The sequence below is a fragment of the Longimicrobiaceae bacterium genome (genome assembly GCA_035936415.1).
Classification (GTDB): domain Bacteria; phylum Gemmatimonadota; class Gemmatimonadetes; order Longimicrobiales; family Longimicrobiaceae; genus JAFAYN01.
Genome location: DASYWD010000397.1, coordinates 1 through 16,407 on the forward strand (window position 1 = coordinate 1; position 16,407 = coordinate 16,407).

Consider the following 16,407-nt stretch of genomic DNA (forward strand, 5'->3'; position numbering starts at 1 on the left):
CCCGGGCGCCGGCCCGCGGTCCTCCACCACCCGAAGAAGAGCACCGAATGCAATTCGTAGCCCTGCTCCGCTCCGTGCTCGCCCGCCGCACGGCGGGGGGCGCCGCGCTGGCCTGCCTGGGCGCGCTGGCGGCCTGCGCCCCCGGTACCGCCGCGCCCGAGAGCATCCCGGCACCCGCCGCGGCCACGGAGGCGCCCGCGCCTCCCCCGGTCCGCGACGTCCACTCCTACGCCCGGCCGGAGGAGGCCCGCGTCACGCACGTGGACCTGGACCTGCGCACCGACTTCGCGGCGAAGAAGCTCTCCGGCACCGCCACGCTCGACGTGGAGACGGCGCCCGGCGCGGACCGGATCATCCTCGACACGCGGGACCTCACCATCCAGCAGGTGACCACCGCCGCGGGGGCGCCGCTGCAGTGGTCGCTGGGGCAGCCGGACTCCGTCCTGGGGACCCCGCTGACCGTGCAGCTCCCGCGGGGCACCGAGAAGATCGTGGTCCGCTACGAGACCAGCCCGCAGGCGAGCGCGCTGCAGTGGCTCGCCCCGGCGCAGACGGCGGGGAAGAAGCACCCGTACCTGTTCTCTCAGGGGCAGGCGATCCTCACCCGCACCTGGATCCCCACGCAGGACTCACCCGGGATCCGGCAGACGTACTCCGCGCGCATCGTGGTGCCGGAGGAGCTGAAGGCGGTGATGAGCGCCGAGATGCTCACCCCCGAGGGGGAGCCGGCGCAGGGCGGCCGCGCCTTCCGCTTCCGGATGGACCAGCCGATCCCGCCGTACCTGATCGCGCTGGGCGTGGGCGACCTGGCGTTCCGCGCGCTGGGGCCGCGGACCGGGGTCTACACCGAGCCGGCGATGCTGGAGAAGGCGGCGCACGAGCTGGCGGACGTGGAGAAGATGGTGACGGTGGCGGAGAGCCTGTACGGCCCCTACCGCTGGGGGCGGTACGACCTGCTGGTGCTCCCGCCCTCCTTCCCGTTCGGGGGGATGGAGAACCCGCGGCTCACCTTCGCCACCCCCACCATCCTGGCGGGCGACCGCTCGCTGGTGTCGCTGGTGGCGCACGAGCTGGCGCACTCCTGGTCCGGCAACCTGGTGACCAACGCCACCTGGAACGACTTCTGGCTGAACGAGGGGTTCACCACCTACTTCGAGAACCGCATCATGGAGGCGCTCTACGGGAAGGAGCGCGCCGCCATGCTGGCGAACCTGGGGTGGCAGGAGCTCCAGGAGGAAGTGAAGTCGCTGGGCGGGGAGAGCGCGGCGGACACGCGGCTGCACATCGAGCTGGCGGGGCGCGACCCGGACGCCGGGATGACGGAGATCGCCTACGAGAAGGGCGCCACCTTCCTGCGCACCATCGAGGAGGCGGTGGGGCGCGAGCGCTGGGACGCGTACCTGCGCGGGTACTTCGACCGGCACGCCTTCCGGCCCATGACCACGGAGCGCTTCCTGGAGGACCTGCGCACCCACCTGATCCGCGGCGACGCGGCGCTGGAGCAGCGTATCGGGATCCAGGAGTGGGTATACGGGACGGGAATCCCGGAGAACGCGGTGGTCCGCCAGTCCGACGCCTTCGCGCGGGTGGAGGCCGAGGCGCGGCGATTCGCCTCCGGGACGCCCGCGGCGCAGCTCCGCACGGAGGGGTGGACGACGCAGGAGTGGCAGCGCTTCATGGGCGCGCTCCCGCAGCGGCTCACCCCCGCGCAGCTCGCGGACCTGGACCGCACCTTCCGGCTCTCGCAGCAGGGGAACAGCGAGATCCTCTTCGCCTGGCTCCAGACCGCGGTGCGCAACCGCTACCAGCCGGCGGTGCCCGCGCTGGAGCGGTTCCTCACCAGCCAGGGGCGCCGCAAGTTCGTGCGGCCGCTCTTCGCCAGCCTGATGGAGCAGGGGGAGTGGGGGCAGACCCTCGCCCGCCGCATCTACCAGCAGGCGCGCCCGCTCTACCACCCGGTGACCTCCGGCTCGGTGGACGCGATCGTGAAGTAGCGGGCGGATTGCTGGACACGACGGACGACGAGGGGCCGCTCCCGTACGGGGGCGGCCCCTCGCGCGTCTTGCCGCGGCGCGGACGGACGCTTACCCTGCCCCGTCCGTCTCCTGCGCCACCCTCGCCACACGCCGAACCCGTGATGCACCGGATCCTCCTGGCGCTCGCCGCCGCGCTCGCGCTCCCGTCCGCCCGCCTCTCCGCCCAGGAGCCCGCCGCCTGGGGCGAGGCCCTGCGCTTCAGCACCTTCTCCATCGCGGCGGTGGACACCGCCACCGGGGAGACCGGGGTGGCGGTGACCACGCGGGTGGCGTGCGTGGGGAACGCGGTGCCGCACGTGCGCGCCGGCGTGGGCGCCGTGGCGACGCAGGCCTTCACCCGGGTGGAGTACGGCCCGGAGCTGCTGGAGGCGATCGCCCGGGGCACCCCGCCGGAGGCGGCGCTCCGCCGCGCCCTGGCCACGGACACGCTGGCCGCACAGCGCCAGGTGGGGGTGGTCGCGTCCGACGGCCGCTCGGCGCAGCACACCGGGGCGGGGACGAACCCCTGGGCGGGGCACCGCGCCGGCCCCGGGTACGTGACGCAGGGGAACCTGCTGGAGGGGCCCCAGGTGCTGGAAGCGGTGGCGAGGAGCTTCGAGAGCACCGCGGGGAGCGGGCGCCACCTGGCGGACCGGCTGATCGAGGCGCTCGCCGCGGGGCAGGCGGCGGGCGGGGACGCGCGCAAGGGGCGGGCGCAGTCGGCGGCGGTGGTCGTGGCCGACCCGCGTCCTGGGCGCTCCCGCCGACCGGACCGGGTCACGGCGGACATCAACGTCTGCGAGCACCCGGAGCCGGTGGCCGAGCTGCGGCGGATCTACAACACCATCTCGGAGACGCTGGGCTTCCGCACCCTGCAGCAGTTCGCCGGGTCGGACGTGTGGCAGCTCAAGCTGATGCTGCACGCCCTGGGCTACTTCCGCCCGGAGCAGGAGACGCTCGCTCGCGACGCAACGGCGCCGGTCTACACGCCGGACGCGGTGGCCGCCGTGGATGCCTTCCGCAAGGCGGAGGGGCTCTCCACCCCGGAGCTGGGCTCGCCCCCTGGGCTGGTGGATGCGGACACGGTGGCGCGGCTGTGGGCGGCGCTGGAGAAGACCGGAAAGGCGGAGGCGGTGCGGCGGCAGATCCGGGAGATCACCGCGGTGCGGCGGTAGGAGCGGCGTCTACTGGCTGGCTGTCGGGCATCGGCAGGTGCACCAGCGGTGTATCATTCGGACTTGGGGAGACCGCCCACTCCCCTGCACGACTCCACAATCGTGCGACCGCGGAGGTGCGCGGTTCCGCATATGCGTAGTTGCACGTTTAAACACGTCGAATTGCACGGCGCGCCGTGCAATTCGACGTGCAGTCACGCTCGTACAACCCGCATACAGTCACCAGACCCACTGGCGAGGTCTGGCCCACCGGAACTCTGCTCCCTGGCACCACGGTGCTTGGTGCACCAATAGTGCATTAAAAGGTGCACCCGATAGTGCACCAACGGTGCACCATTGGTGCATCAATCCCGGAGAGGCTGGAGCCCTGGGTCCACACCCTTCAGCATCCATCTCGCACCCTTCCCCCACCCGCGCAATTCCACGAGATCGAGATCCCGCAGGGTCTGCAGGTTGTCCGTCACCGTCCGAGCGACCGGTTGGGACGGGAGCTCGCTCACGATCTGCCCCAGGCGTGCGACACCTGCCCCCGCCAGGTACTCCAGGATCTCCTGCTGCAGCGGGCTGAGGTCGCGGCTCACCCGGCTCGGTGGAACGTAGCCCGTGGGGAAGAAGCGCACGATCACCTCCCCCGCGCTCTCCTCGAACTCCGGCCGCGCCAGACCCGCCTGCTCCGTAAGCTCCGCGATCTTCAGCGTACCGCGTCCCCAGGTCTCGATGATCCCTCGCCGGTAGAACACCCGCGCCATCAGCGGATTCCACGGCCGCGAGGGGTGCGGACGCACCAGGTCCGCCGGCGTGAGGCCGAAGGGGAGGCGCCCCGTGCTGGAGATCTCCAGCCGGTCATCGTAGATGCCTATGCTGATCGACCCCCCGCCCACCCCGTAGTCCCGGTGGCAGAGCGCGTTCGCCAGCGCCTCGCGGAGCGCCACCGGCGGGTACAGCGGATCATCAATCCGTTCGAACAGGTTGGGAACCACCCGCCCCGCCACCGGGAGGTGCTCGCGGAGGAAGCGCTGCGCCCGCTGGAGGAGGACGAAGGCGTTCCCCATCTCCTGGCGGTTGTCCTCGAACTCCGTCCTGTCCCGCCCGCGGAAGCGCGCCATGCGCAGCACGCACTGTGGGTAGTACGGGAGGAGACGCTCCTCCCGAGCGAAGAGCGCCACCGCCGCGTTGAGCAGGACCCCGTCCTCGATCAGCCCCAGTCCCACCAGGAGCGACTCCGGGTCGCGCGTCCCCGGCTCCTCCATGCGGTTGCGACGGATCGCCTCGTCTACCGTGCGGGTGATCTCCGCGTGGTCCAGGCCCGCGATTCCGATCCCGTGCGCCGGCTGCGTTTCCCACGCGCCGCGGGGTGCATCCCCTCTAACAGAAGTCTGCGATACGCCTCCTGCGGCATAGGCGAGGTGGTGGGACCTTGCCGGACGTATGGGCGCCCGTCGTAGGTGTACGGCCCGCCGCCGCTGCCCGGAACGCGAACCGCGATCACTTCCCGCCCGCCGTCCAGCCGCACGGTATCCGGGCTGAGCAATGCGCGAGGCTCGATCTTCCGCAGTTCCCCGACGACCTCCTCCAGAGTGCGCGCCGTCACCTCCTGCCCGCGCACCCCGCCCGCGTCCGTGACCCCGAACAGGACGAAGCCTCCGCGCCCGTTGAGCATGGCGCAGACCGGCTTCGCGCCGTCCGAGCGCTGGCCGGTGGACGCTTTGAATTCGACCTGCTCCGATTCGCCCCCGGCGACGATCGCGTCCAGCTCCGCCCGGGTCATACGGTACGCCTCGGTTGTTCCAGAAATCCCACCGCACCACGGAGCTCGTCCGTGCCGGCGCAAAAGGGGCCTTTCCAGTTGAAATGGGATCAGCATGAGATGAGCCGGCCGTCGACTGGCGGATACATGAGGAGATCGCACGCGTGCGAAGTGGGAGTGGCGAGAATGGAGCCGCTGCTGGAGGATCGGGAGAACTAGCCGGGCCCGCAAGTGTGTGCGCCTACCCCACCCTCCCCTGCACGCTCCGCCCCTCCGGCCCCACCTCCTGCGCGTCCTTGTCGTCGCGCACGCCCAGGAACACCGGCTGCCGCAGCCGCCCATCCGCCGTCCACTCGGCGAACTTCAGCTCCACCACCACCTCCGGGCGGACCCAGTGCGCCGGGGTGCGCGTCCGGGGCGGCTCGCGGAAGGGGGGCTCCTCCGCCGCGAGGGCGTCCAGGCGGGCGCGCATCTCCCGCAGCGCCTGGACGTCGAACCCCGTCCCCACCCCGCCGACGAAGACGAGCTCGCCGTCCTGGAAGTAGCCCACCAGCAGCGAGCCCAGGTGCTTGCGGCTCCGCTGCGGGTCCGTCCACCCACCCACCACGAACTCCTGCCGGAACTCCACCTTGAGCTTGAGCCAGTCGCCGGAGCGCTTCCCCGGGCGGTAGCGCGCGTCCGTGCGCTTGGCGATCACCCCCTCCCACCCCGCCGACCGCGCCCGCTCCACCGCCCGCTCCCCGGAGCCGCGCAGCACCTCGGAGACGCGGAGGTGCGCGTCCCCGCCTCCTACCCGCGCCTCCAGCCGCTACCGCCGCGCCGTCCAGGGCGCGTCCATCAGGACCTCGGACCCGTCCGCCAGCAGGTCGAAGGCGACCAGCGCCGCCGGGTCCGTGCGGACGCGCTCCCGGATCGCCGCCTCGTCCCGGAGGTGCACCCGGTCCTGGATCTCCTGGAAGCGCGCGGGCTTCCCGCGCACGAGCGCGACCAGCTCCCCGTCGAGCACCAGTGCCCCCCCCGCGGCTCGGGCGGCCTCCCGGAGCGCCGCCACCACCTCGGGGAACTGCGCCGTCTTCTCGCGGCCGTTGCGGGTCATCAGGTGCGCCTTTTCCGGGGTGGCGTGCGCCAGCACCCGCACACCGTCGTACTTCACCTCGTACACCCAGTCGCCGCCCTCCGGGACCCCGGTCCCGAGCGTCGCCTTCATGGGCACCAGGTCCAGCGGGAGCGGGGTGGGCTTCCGAGCGGGCATGCGGGGTCTCCGGGCGGACGGGTTCGGGCGCTCGGAGGCCGCGGAGGGGCAAGACGGGTGCCGGGTCGCTGCACCGGAAACGCTCCGCGCCGCACCCCGCTGGACAAACCATTGACAAACATTGTACGCGTCACGTATCGTATCTACCATGATACGGAGCGCGGACGCCCACCTCCGCCGCCACCCGATCCGCGTTGTGGCCGACCGGACCGGGCTGTCCCTGGACGTCCTCCGCATGTGGGAGCGGCGCTACGGGGCCGTGTCGCCCGAGCGCGCGGAGGACGGCCAGCGCCTGTACAGCGACGCGGACGTGGAGCGGCTGCGGCTGCTGCGCCGCGCGCTGGAGGGGGGGCGCAGCATCGGGCGGGTGGCGCGCCTGGGGACGGAGGAGCTGGCGGAGCTGGTGCGGGAGGACGACGCGGCGCGGGTGGAGACGGCGGTCCCCGCGGCTCCCGGTGTCCGGGCGCACCTGGAGCGCGCGCTGGAGGCGGTGCGGGAGATGGACGCGTCCCGGCTGGAGGCGGGGCTGCGGCGGGCGGTGGTGACGCTGAGCGCCGCGGACTTCGTGGACGAGGTGGCGGCGCCCCTCCTGGCCGCCATCGGGGAGGGGTGGCGGACGGGGACGCTCGGGGTGGCGCACGAGCACGCCGCCTCCGCGGTGCTGCGGCGCGTGCTGGGCTTCATGATGGAGGCCGTGGAGGCGCCCGCGAGCGCGCCGGGGATGGTGGTCGCCTCGCCGGCCGGGCAGGTGCACGAGTTCGGGGCGCTGCTGGCCGCGGCCTCCGCCACGGCGGAGGGGTGGCGGGTCACCTACCTGGGCGCCGACCTCCCGGCGGAAGAGATCGCCGCGGCCGTGCGGCAGCGCCGTGCAGTGAAGCTGGCGCTCAGCCTGGTGTTCCCGGCGGACGACCCGCGCATCGCGGAGGAGCTGCGCCGGATCCGCGCGGCGCTCCCGCCCGGGGTGGACGTGATCGTGGGGGGAGGGGCGGCGGCGCACCAGCGCGACGCCATCGAGGAGATCGGCGCGGCCTGGGTCCCGGCCCTCGCCGACTTCCGCGCCCTGCTGCACGACCCGTACGGCGGCGGACGGTGACGCGCGGTGAAGGGAGCAGCGCTCACAAGGGGCATAGATCCGCTGACGGACCCCGGAGCGTATGCTTCTCTGGAGCCGGGCGGTGCGGGAGCCGCCCGCCCGTATGTAGGATTCGAACGTGAACCAGCAACCGAACGCCGAATCGTGTCCACCCGCCTGAACCTGACCTATCCGACCGCCCTGGTCCTCCGCGCGCTCGCGGAAGGGTTCGTCTACGGCTTCGACGTCATGGATGCCAGCGGCCTCCCCAGCGGCACCGTGTACCCCGCGCTCCGGCGCCTGGAGCGCGCCGGCTGCGTGGCGTCGCACTGGGAGGAGGAGAATGCCGCCCGCCGCGAGGGGCGCCCCGCGCGCCGCTACTACGAGGTCACCGACGAGGGGCGCTCCCTGCTCGCCCGCGCCCACGCGCGCTTCGCGGGCCTGGACCACGGCCTGCACACGGGAGTGACGGCGGGCGACAGGGAGTAGGCCCGCGAGAAGCAAAGAAAAGCCCCTCTCCCGCTTGCGGGGGAGGGGTTGGGGAGGGGGCCCTCGCGTGAGGGATGCGAGCCCGTCAGGGGCGAGACTCCGCGGCCGTTTGCGGAGTCTCGCCGCCGTTAGCCAGCGTTGTTTGCTGGCTTACGGCGCCGCAGCCCGACCCCTGCTCCGCGGGGGACACGCCCGAATCACCTCCGTACGAAGCTCACTCCTGCGCCAACTTCATCCAGCGCTCCGTCTGCTGGATGTGCCGCTCCGCCGCCGGCGCGTTCCCGAGCTGGTCCTCCGCCACCGCCAGCGCCAGGTGCGCATTGGCGTAGTAGGTGGGGAAGCCGCGGGTGGCGTCGTCCGGCCAGACGGGACGGTTGATCAGGTCGCCGTACTGGAAGACCTCCGACACCAGCTTCCGGTGCCGCTCCACGTCCATGTACGCCCCCAGGATGGGCGCGTACGGGCTGTCCTTGGGCATCGCCTGGTAGCGCTGCGCCTCCTCGGGGGTGGTCAGCTTGTACGCCAGCCCGGTGCGGGTGACGAACGGCTCCAGCCCCAGCTGACGGTGCGCGTCGCCGGTGGAGGCGAAGAAGATGGGGCGGTCGCCCCACGCCTCCTTGATGATGGTCAGCGTGAGCTGGTCGGCCGGGGTCAGGTAGCGCCCGCCCGGGACGACGGCCTCCATCCCCCGCGCCTCGAAGACCACGTCCTCCGGGAGCGGAACCATGCTCTGCATGATCCGCGCGATCTCCGCGTCGCTCATCGGCGTCCCGTCGGCCGCGGTGAGGATCGAGCGCGTCGGCTTGGGCGGGTTGCCGTAGAAGGCGGGCGCCATGGACGGGTCGAAGGGCCGCTGGCAGACGATCCGCGTGGGGTGCTCCGCCCAGGCGTCCGGCGTCGGGCAGGGGCGCGTCAGGTTGCGGAGCTGCTGGGCGTACCAGGGGGTGTTTAGGTACGTCCCCACGATCACCGTGACGTCCCGGCGGATGCCCTCCACCTCCTGCAGGTACCAGAGCGGGAAAGTGTCGTTGTCACCATGGGTGAAGAGCACCCCGTACGGCTCCACCGACTGCAGCAGGTTGTAGGCGAGGTTCCGCGTGGCGTAGTCGTTGGAGCGGTTGGCGTACTGCCAGTTCAGCCCCAGCGGGAGAAGCGCCACCAGCAGCACCGGTGCGGTCAGCCACACGGACCCGGCTTCCTCCTGCAGGTACAGCCACAGGGCAGTCAGCCCCAGGCCGGCGTAGAGCCCCCAGATGGAGAAGGAGATCAGGAAGAAGTAGTCGCGCTCGCGGACCTCGCCCAGCCGGAAGTCCAGCCCCGCCGACTGCACCTGCGCGTACCCGTACTTGAAGTTCATGTAGAACACCAGCCCGAACGACAGCGTCGCGAACAGGATGGCCATGTACGCGAAGCTCTTCCGGTCGCGCTTGTAGTGCTGCACGGCCCCGAAGATCCCCAGCCCCAGGAAGAGCGCGGTGAAGGGGAGCCGCTGCGGGGCGAAGTACCCCTGCACCCCGCCCAACCAGCGCGACCACTGCCAGTCGAAGTACTGGAAGTAGTTGGCGAGCTGATCCGAGAGCGGCGCCATGCGCTCGGTGACCGGGGGCTTGCCGTACTGCTCGCGGTTCAGCGAGGCGGAGAGCGCCTCGCACCCCGAGCTCCCGAAGGTGAGGACGCTCTGCAGGGCGGAGCCCAGGCCGCCGGGGCAGGTGGGCTGCGCCTCGTTGATGATCGGGTTGAGCGCCGAGCGGATGGGGAGGAAGAGCTGCACCGTGACCGCCAGCGCCAGGAAGGCGAGGCTCCACGCGTACAGCCGCCAGTTCATGAGCGAGCGCGGCTTCACCATGGCGACGAACGCCAGGAGCGCCGGGGCCGCCAGGAGCGCCATGCGGTGGTTCCCCTCGGACGAGAGGAAGAGCAGGAACACCATGAGCACCAGCACGTTGTCGTCGTGCCAGCGGGTCGTGGTGGACACGCCCACGTGCTCCTCGACGTGGTCCCTCCACAGGAAGGCCAGCCAGGAGACCACCGCGATGGTGAGGAAGCTGACGGTGTAGACCTTCTCATTCACGTTGGACTGGCTCCACACCGTGAACGCGGTGGCCGAGATCGCCACGCACGCCGCCGCGCCCACGCGGCGGACCGTCTCGCTCGGGGTGAAGAAGGCGATCACCCGGTGCATCACCAGGAACCAGAGCGCGTGCGACGCCGCGCTCATCACCGCGGAGAACAGGTTGATCCGCACCGCCACCGAGAGGCCCGTGAAGCCGAGCAGCGTCTCCCAGGTGTGGGCCATGAGGACGAAGAGCGGGTTCCCGGGCGGGTGGGGGATCCCCAGGATGTGCGCCGTGGCGATGTACTCGCTGGTGTCCCAGGTGGACGTGGTGCGCGCCAGCGTGATGGCGTACAGCGCGAATACGGCGATCCCCGCCACGAGCGCCCAGAGGTAGGGCGGCCGGTGGTGGAGAGCCTCGATCCTCGCGGGCCGGCGTACGGCCGGCGCGGCTTCCGCGGAAATGCTCATGCGTTGGTCCAGCGGGGGATGCGGTGGATCCCGACGGAAAGGGACGGGATCCCGGAAAGTAAGGGGAGATACGCGGATTGTCGATCCCGTGTTCCCCGGAGGGGGACGGCTACGGAGCCGGGGGTGCTCCTTCGCCGGCGCCGGGACGGGCGCGGCGCCACAGCTCCACCAGGCGCTCGTCCGGCCACCCCTCCCACCCCGTCGGCGGCGGGGCGAGGCGGCGCTTGGCGCCGCCGCAGTCGAACACCAGCCAGCCGGCCGCGAAGGCGGGGGGGACCACGGACACTCCGGGCTGGCTCCTGCGCCGCTCCCCCCGGCGCCGCTCCGGGCCCGTGTAGAGGAGCACGTCCTGGCCGCGGCGCTCCCGGAGGCGCGGCGGCGAGTGCGCCGGGGCCCCCGCGGCGCCCCGCACGTCCCACACGTTCCAGAGCAGGCCGTCCGGCGCGAGGAAGGTGCGGAGCGCCATGGCTCAGGAGGCGCGGAGGACGCCCGCCGCGGACGGCGCCGGGACGGGCTCCAGGTGCAGCCGCCCGATGCAGCGCTCCACCTCCTGCATCACCCGGACGGGGACGATGGGCTTCTCCAGGTAGGCGCAGAAGCCGGCCTCCTCCAGCACCGCCCGGTCCAGGTGGTGGGCCGTCAGCGCGATCACCGGGATGGAGCCGGTCAGCGGGTCCTCCCGGAGCCGGCGGAGGGCCTCCCAGCCGTCCATCACCGGCATGGTGAGGTCCAGCAGGACCAGGTCGGGGAGGTGCTCCCGCGCCATGCGGAGCCCTTCCTCGCCGTTCTCCGCCTCCAGGACGCTCCCACCCACGAAGCCGAGGAAGCGGGCGAAGATCTGCCGCTCGTGCTCGTTGTCGTCGACGATCAGGACGGTCTTGCTCATAGTTCCCGCGAAGAGACCGGGAGCGCCCCCACCCCGCCGTTCCGCCCGCCCTCCGGCATGCTCCCGCCCTCGTGCTTCTGGGTGTCCCGGGCCGCCGTGCTCCGCCCGCCGGCCCGGCATGTGCTGCCGCGGAGCCCAACGGCCCACCCGCTTGCAAGTTGCAAGCCATTGAACAAAAGGCAGTTACGGCACCCCCGCGGCCCGGCGGGCCGCGGCGGCTCACGGGGGGGGGCGGTCCTCCGGGTCCTCGTCGAAGTAGTCGAGCCGGTCCAGCGGCATAATGACGGCGGAAAGCAGGTTCATCAGGTGGGCGACGACCCGCTTCAGGTAGCGGTAGGCGAGCGCCCGCGACACCGCCTGCGGGCCCGGGTCCTCGGCCCGGATCAGGGCGGAGACCCGCTTGTCGAACTGGCTCAGCAGGGCGTCGCCGCGGGTGCGGAGCGCCCGGCAGCGGCTTCCGTCGCGCAGCCGGAAGGCCTCGCCCGCGTCGGCGATGTACTGCGAGAGCTCCGTCGCGAGCCGCCACCACTCCTCCGTCTCCTCGATCTGGGCGAAGCTCGCCCCGTCGCGCGCCAGGTCCAGGAGGTTCTTGGCGTAGTCCCCCACGCGCTCGATGTCCTTGACCACCGACATGTAGACGAGGACGGCCGGCGAGTCGATCCCGCCGAACACGCTGGCGTGCACCACCAGCTCGCGGCGGATCTCCCGCTCCAGCCGGTTCACCTTCTGGTCGGTGGCGCGCAGCTCGGCGTTCACCTCCCGGGCCACCACGTCGCCCAGCAGGGCGGACATGGCCAGGTCGAAGGCGCGGCGGTCGTGGGCGAGCATCTCCTGCACCTTGGCCTCGATGCTTTCGAGCCGGTCGCTCCCCCGGCCCCCGAACAGCTTGAATACCATGGTCGTTCTCCTACTGAATCAGGAACACGCCGAGAAGCGGGAGCACCAGGAAGACGGTCACCGTGTACGCGAACACCACCCGGTGCCGCCGCGTGGCGAGGCCGGCGAGCGCCTCCGCGAGCCGCAGGGGGACCATCCGCACCACCGGGACCGGGTACACAATGGCCAGCGCCACCACGTTGAAGAGCATGTGCACCAGGGCGATGGTGAGCCCCTCCGGGCGCACCACGGCCAGGGAGGCCAGCAGCGCCGTGATGGTGGTCCCCACGTTCGCGCCCAGGGTGACGGGGTACGCGCTGGGAAGCGTGAGGACCCCGGCGGCCACCAGCGGGACGAGGATGGAGGTCGTGATCGAGGACGACTGCACGGCCACGGTCACCCCGATCCCCACCAGGATCCCCACCGCGCCCCCGCCGCCGCCGATCACCCGGTTCATGACCCGCTCCACGCCTCCGGCCACCAGCCGGCGCATGTTCCGCGTGATCATCCCCAGGGCCAGGAAGATCAGCCCGAGCCCCACCCCCAGGAAGACGACGCTGGCGAGCCCACCCGGCTCCAGCAGCCCCTCCACCCAGCCGATGGGGAGCTTCACGGCGGTGCGGATGGGGCTCTTCCCCGGCTCCGACGCGTTAAACTCCGCCCCGATGAGGATCTCCGTCAGCCCGCCCGCCATCCGGCTCAGGAACCCGGTGGCGAGCTCCAGCGGGAGGAGCACCGTCACCGCGAGCAGGTTGAAGAAGTCGTGCACGGTGGCCGCGGCGAACGCACGCCGGAACTCCTCCGCCCGGCGGATGCTCCCCAGCGCGGCGAGGGTGCTGGTGACCGTGGTGCCGATGTTGGCCCCCATGATCATCGGGACCGCCAGCGCCAGCGGGAGCGTCCCGGCGCCCACCATCCCCACGATGGTGGAGGTGGAGACCGACGAAGACTGCACCAGCACCGTGGCGAGGATGCCGGCGCACAGGCCGGAGATGGGGTTGGACACCGACTCCAGGAGCCCCTGCTGGAAGCCCTTCCCCATGGAGGCGATCCCCGCCTCCAGGAAGCCCACGCCCACGAGGAAGAGGTACAGGAACACCACCACGAGGAGGCCGCGCACCACCGGCGGGACCTCCCTGCCGGGCTGCATCCCACTCGTGTCCATGCTTCTCGTCACGGGATCGGATCACGGGTTGCGAAACGTCCGGGGCGCCGTTCGGGCCGCCGGGGAGCCGACGCTCCGGGCCGCGGCGTGCTGCAAGCCGCCGGCCGGGGTTCGTCGGGGGGATATGGTACTGCCCCGCGGCGGGGTTAGCCAGGCCGCCGGCCCGGTCACCGGCGCGGCGCGATCCTCCAGAGCTCGCCGTTCTCGGCGTCCGTGACGACGTAGAGGGCGCCGTCGGGGCCCTGGCGCACGTCGCGGATGCGCTGCTTCCGGTCGGTGAGCAGGTGCTCCTCGCCGGTCACGCGGCCGTCCGCGATCTCCAGCCGCACGAGCCGCTGCGACCCCAGCCCGCCCACGAAGAGGCTGCCGCGCCACGCCGGGAAGGCGTCGCCCGTGTAGAACTGCGCGCCCGACGGGGCGATGACGGGATCCCAGTAGTAGACCGGCTGCTCGAACCCGGCGCGCTGGGTCGCGGCGCCCTGGATGGCCGAGCCCGAGTACTCGACGCCGTACGTGGCCACCGGCCAGCCGTAGTTCTCTCCCTTCTCGATCAGGTTCAGCTCGTCCCCGCCGCGCGGACCGTGCTCCACGACCCAGAACCTGCCCTGCGGGTCGAAGGCAGCGGCCTGGATGTTCCGGTGGCCGAGCGACCAGATCTCCGGCAGGGCGCCGGGCCGTCCCGCGAACGGGTTGCCGGGCGCCGGCGAGCCGTCCGGCCGGATGCGCAGCGTCTTGCCCAGGTGGCTGTCGAGCTGCTGCGCCTGGGGCCGCGTCTCCCGCGCCGACCGCTCGCCCGTGGTGACGTACAGCATGCCGTCCGGGCCGAACGCGAGCCGCGAGCCGAAGTGCATGTTGTTGTCGTACGTGGGCCGGGTGCGCAGGATCACCTGCACCTGCTCCAGCCGCGTCCGGTCCGCCGACAGCACGCCGCGCGCGACGCTGGTGCCGTTCCCCCCCTGGCGCGGCTCGGTGAAGCTCCAGTAGACCATCCGGTCGGTGTCGAACTGCGGGCTGAGCGCCACGTCCAGGAGCCCGCCCTGGCCGCGCGCGTCCACCGGGGGTACGCCCGCGATCGGAGGACCGACCTCGCCTGCGGCGGAGACGATGCGCATCCGGCCGGGCTTCTCGGTGACGAGCAGCGCGCCGCCCGGGAGCGGCTCCACCGCCCAGGGCTTCTCCAGCCCCCGCGCGACCACGGTCACGTCGTGGGCCACGCCCGACCGGATCCCGCACGCGCGGGTCTGCCCGGGGAGCGCCGGCTCCTGGTCCGGCGCGTTGGGCGCGCGCGTCTCCAGCGGCGTGCAGGTGGTGTCCCGTGAAGCGGTCTGCTCGGAGACGGTCCGGGCCGACGCGGTCTCCGCGGAGGCGTCGGTGCGCGGAGCGCACGCCGCGGCGAGGGCGAGGGCGGGTACGGCAAGCACGGCTCTGGTTCTGCGCATGGGTCGGTCGCGGGACGGTGTGGGGATCTCGGCTGCGAGAGGCAGTCTACGCACGGCCGTCCGGGTGCTGCAAGAACCGGTGCGGGGGCGGTTCGCGCGCGTGAAGGAGGCGGGCCGCTTGCTGCGCGGGCCGCGCCCGTGTATCCATGAACCAGGGCGCCGCGAGACCGCCATGCCCTCGCGAATCGGAACCGCCGCGCCGGCTCCCCCGGCGCGGCCTCGACGGAGGGCCTGATCCAGTGACCGAGACCGCCAGGCCCGCCCCGCCCGCTCCGGCCGCGCCGGCCCCTCCTCCGCCGGCCGCGGGACGCTACGACCGGTCCATCGTCGAGGGGCCGCTGCGCCGGACGGTCTGGAAGCTCGCCTGGCCCACCATGCTCACCAACGTCATCGGCGGGCTGCAGGGCATCGTCGACCACGTGATGGTGGGCCACCTCGTCGGGTTCGCGGGGAACGCCGCCATCGGCGTGTCGTGGCAGATCTTCATCGTCGTGATCGCCTTCATCTCCTCGCTCTTCACCGGGATGAGCGTGCTCGTGGCCCGCTTCGCCGGGGCCAACGAGGAGGAGAAGGTGGACCGCACCGTCTACCAGGCCTTCCTTACGGCCGTGGGGATCTCGCTCCTTGTGATGGCGCCCCTCGGCTACCTTCTCTCGCCGCGCCTCCTCGACCTGGTGAACGCCGCGCCCGCGGTGAAGGCGGAGGCGCTGCCGTTCCTGCGGGTGATGTTCCTGTTCAGCAGCGGGATGCTCGTCTTCTTCATGCTCGGCGGTGCGCTGCGCTCGGCGGGCGACGCGCGCACCCCCATGGTGCTGGGCATCGCCATGACGGTGCTGAACCTGGTCCTGAACGTGGTGCTGATCCGGGGGCTCGGGCCCGTCCCGGCCTTCGGCACCACGGGGGCGGCGATGGGGACGGTGATCGCCTCCGGGCTGGTGGCGGTGTACGCGCTGGCGAAGCTCTGGGGCGGCGGGTGGGTCGTCTCGTTCCCGCGCCGGCACGGCTTCGGGCCGGACTGGGCCGTCATCCGCTCGCTCTTCCGGTTCGGGCTCCCCACGGGGATCCAGGGGATCGCGATGAACGTCGGCGGGGTGCTCATGCTCGCCTTCATCGGCTCGCTGGCGCAGAGCGCCGCGGCCCAGGCGGCGTTCGCGGTGGCCTACTCGCAGCTCTTCTCGCTGGTCACGTGGACCGCCGTGGGGCTGATGGGCGCGGCGGCTGCCATGGCGGGACAGAACCTGGGGGCCGGGCGGCCGGAGCGGGCGACGGAGGCGGTGCGCGAGGCGGCGCGCATCGGCCTCGTGGGCGCCGCGCTCATGGGGGCCCTCTTCTTCCTCGTCCCGGGACCGCTGCTCGCCCTGTTCGGGATGAACGAGCCCGTGGTGGTGGAGATCGGGACGCAGCTCCTGCGCGTGCTCAGCGTCTCCGGCCTCTTCATCGCTGTCGCGCTCACCTACACGGGCGGCCTGCAGGGGACCGGCGACACCCGGAGCCCGCTCTACATCTCGGTGATCTCGCAGGTGGCCGTGCCGCTGGGGATCTGCTTCACCATCCAGCAGACCGGCACGCTGGACCCGATCGACGTCTGGATCGCAATCCTGGTGGGCCACGTGGTCCGCTGCGCGCTGAGCGTGCTGCGGTTCAACCAGGGGAAGTGGCGCGCCATTGTGGTGGAGATCGGTCCGGGCGCGCGGTAGCGGCGCTGCTCCAGCCGGTGGCGCCCCGCCGCGACGGCGCCTCGATAGGGGGTAGCCCTATCCGGAGCCC

At 72.3% G+C, this 16,407-nt stretch carries 14 protein-coding genes and 1 pseudogene; 5 read left to right on the forward strand and 10 right to left on the reverse strand.

Annotation, left to right across the window (positions count from 1 at the left end; genetic code table 11):
* The first annotated feature begins 47 nt into the window (after positions 1-47).
* The gene (locus VGR37_16035) at positions 48-1,994 is read left to right on the forward strand and encodes a M1 family metallopeptidase (protein HEV2148916.1); all 1,947 of its coding nucleotides are present in this window, start codon (positions 48-50) and stop codon (positions 1,992-1,994) included.
* A 143-nt stretch (positions 1,995-2,137) separates the two neighbouring features.
* Positions 2,138-3,190, forward strand: a complete 1,053-nt coding sequence (locus tag VGR37_16040) for a DUF1028 domain-containing protein (GenBank protein ID HEV2148917.1) — start codon at positions 2,138-2,140, stop codon at positions 3,188-3,190.
* Between the two features lie 344 nt (positions 3,191-3,534).
* On the opposite strand, the gene VGR37_16045 is transcribed toward VGR37_16040, so the two are convergent.
* From VGR37_16045 to VGR37_16060, 4 genes and pseudogenes are all read right to left on the reverse strand, one after another.
* A complete protein-coding gene (locus VGR37_16045; protein HEV2148918.1) occupies positions 3,535-4,440 on the reverse strand; it encodes an ATP-binding protein in 906 nt (301 codons plus the stop codon).
* Between the two features lie 23 nt (positions 4,441-4,463).
* Positions 4,464-4,958, reverse strand: coding sequence for an ATP-binding protein (locus VGR37_16050; protein ID HEV2148919.1), 495 nt, complete (start codon positions 4,956-4,958; stop codon positions 4,464-4,466).
* 220 nt (positions 4,959-5,178) lie between these two features.
* Positions 5,179-5,565 (reverse strand): hypothetical protein, encoded by a 387-nt coding sequence (locus VGR37_16055; GenBank protein ID HEV2148920.1) that lies wholly within the window; start codon positions 5,563-5,565, stop codon positions 5,179-5,181.
* A gap of 12 nt (positions 5,566-5,577) precedes the next feature.
* A pseudogene (locus VGR37_16060) lies at positions 5,578-6,426 on the reverse strand (hypothetical protein).
* Between VGR37_16060 and VGR37_16065 the strand changes: the two are divergent.
* Positions 6,386-7,282, forward strand: a complete 897-nt coding sequence (locus VGR37_16065; GenBank protein HEV2148921.1) for a cobalamin-dependent protein — start codon at positions 6,386-6,388, stop codon at positions 7,280-7,282. The pseudogene VGR37_16060 and the gene VGR37_16065 overlap by 41 nt on opposite strands.
* 144 nt (positions 7,283-7,426) lie before the next feature.
* Positions 7,427-7,750 (forward strand): helix-turn-helix transcriptional regulator, encoded by a 324-nt coding sequence (locus tag VGR37_16070; GenBank protein HEV2148922.1) that lies wholly within the window; start codon positions 7,427-7,429, stop codon positions 7,748-7,750.
* A 214-nt stretch (positions 7,751-7,964) separates the two neighbouring features.
* Here the strand turns inward: VGR37_16070 and VGR37_16075 are convergent, their stop codons facing one another.
* From VGR37_16075 to VGR37_16100, 6 genes are all read right to left on the reverse strand, one after another.
* Positions 7,965-10,274 carry a DUF2723 domain-containing protein gene (locus VGR37_16075; GenBank protein HEV2148923.1) on the reverse strand — a complete coding sequence of 770 codons (2,310 nt, stop codon included), beginning with the start codon at positions 10,272-10,274 and terminating at the stop codon, positions 7,965-7,967.
* 109 nt (positions 10,275-10,383) lie between these two features.
* A complete protein-coding gene (locus VGR37_16080) occupies positions 10,384-10,740 on the reverse strand; it encodes a hypothetical protein (protein ID HEV2148924.1) in 357 nt (118 codons plus the stop codon).
* A 3-nt stretch (positions 10,741-10,743) separates the two neighbouring features.
* Positions 10,744-11,160, reverse strand: coding sequence for a response regulator (locus tag VGR37_16085; GenBank protein ID HEV2148925.1), 417 nt, complete (start codon positions 11,158-11,160; stop codon positions 10,744-10,746).
* A 219-nt stretch (positions 11,161-11,379) separates the two neighbouring features.
* Positions 11,380-12,057: a PhoU domain-containing protein gene (locus VGR37_16090; GenBank protein ID HEV2148926.1), complete on the reverse strand. Its 678-nt coding sequence runs from the start codon at positions 12,055-12,057 to the stop codon at positions 11,380-11,382.
* A 10-nt stretch (positions 12,058-12,067) separates the two neighbouring features.
* Positions 12,068-13,201, reverse strand: a complete 1,134-nt coding sequence (locus tag VGR37_16095; GenBank protein ID HEV2148927.1) for a Na/Pi symporter — start codon at positions 13,199-13,201, stop codon at positions 12,068-12,070.
* A gap of 167 nt (positions 13,202-13,368) precedes the next feature.
* Positions 13,369-14,640: a PQQ-dependent sugar dehydrogenase gene (locus VGR37_16100; protein HEV2148928.1), complete on the reverse strand. Its 1,272-nt coding sequence runs from the start codon at positions 14,638-14,640 to the stop codon at positions 13,369-13,371.
* A gap of 239 nt (positions 14,641-14,879) precedes the next feature.
* Between VGR37_16100 and VGR37_16105 the strand changes: the two genes are divergently transcribed.
* A complete protein-coding gene (locus VGR37_16105) occupies positions 14,880-16,337 on the forward strand; it encodes an MATE family efflux transporter (GenBank protein ID HEV2148929.1) in 1,458 nt (485 codons plus the stop codon).
* The last annotated feature ends 70 nt before the right edge of the window (positions 16,338-16,407 follow it).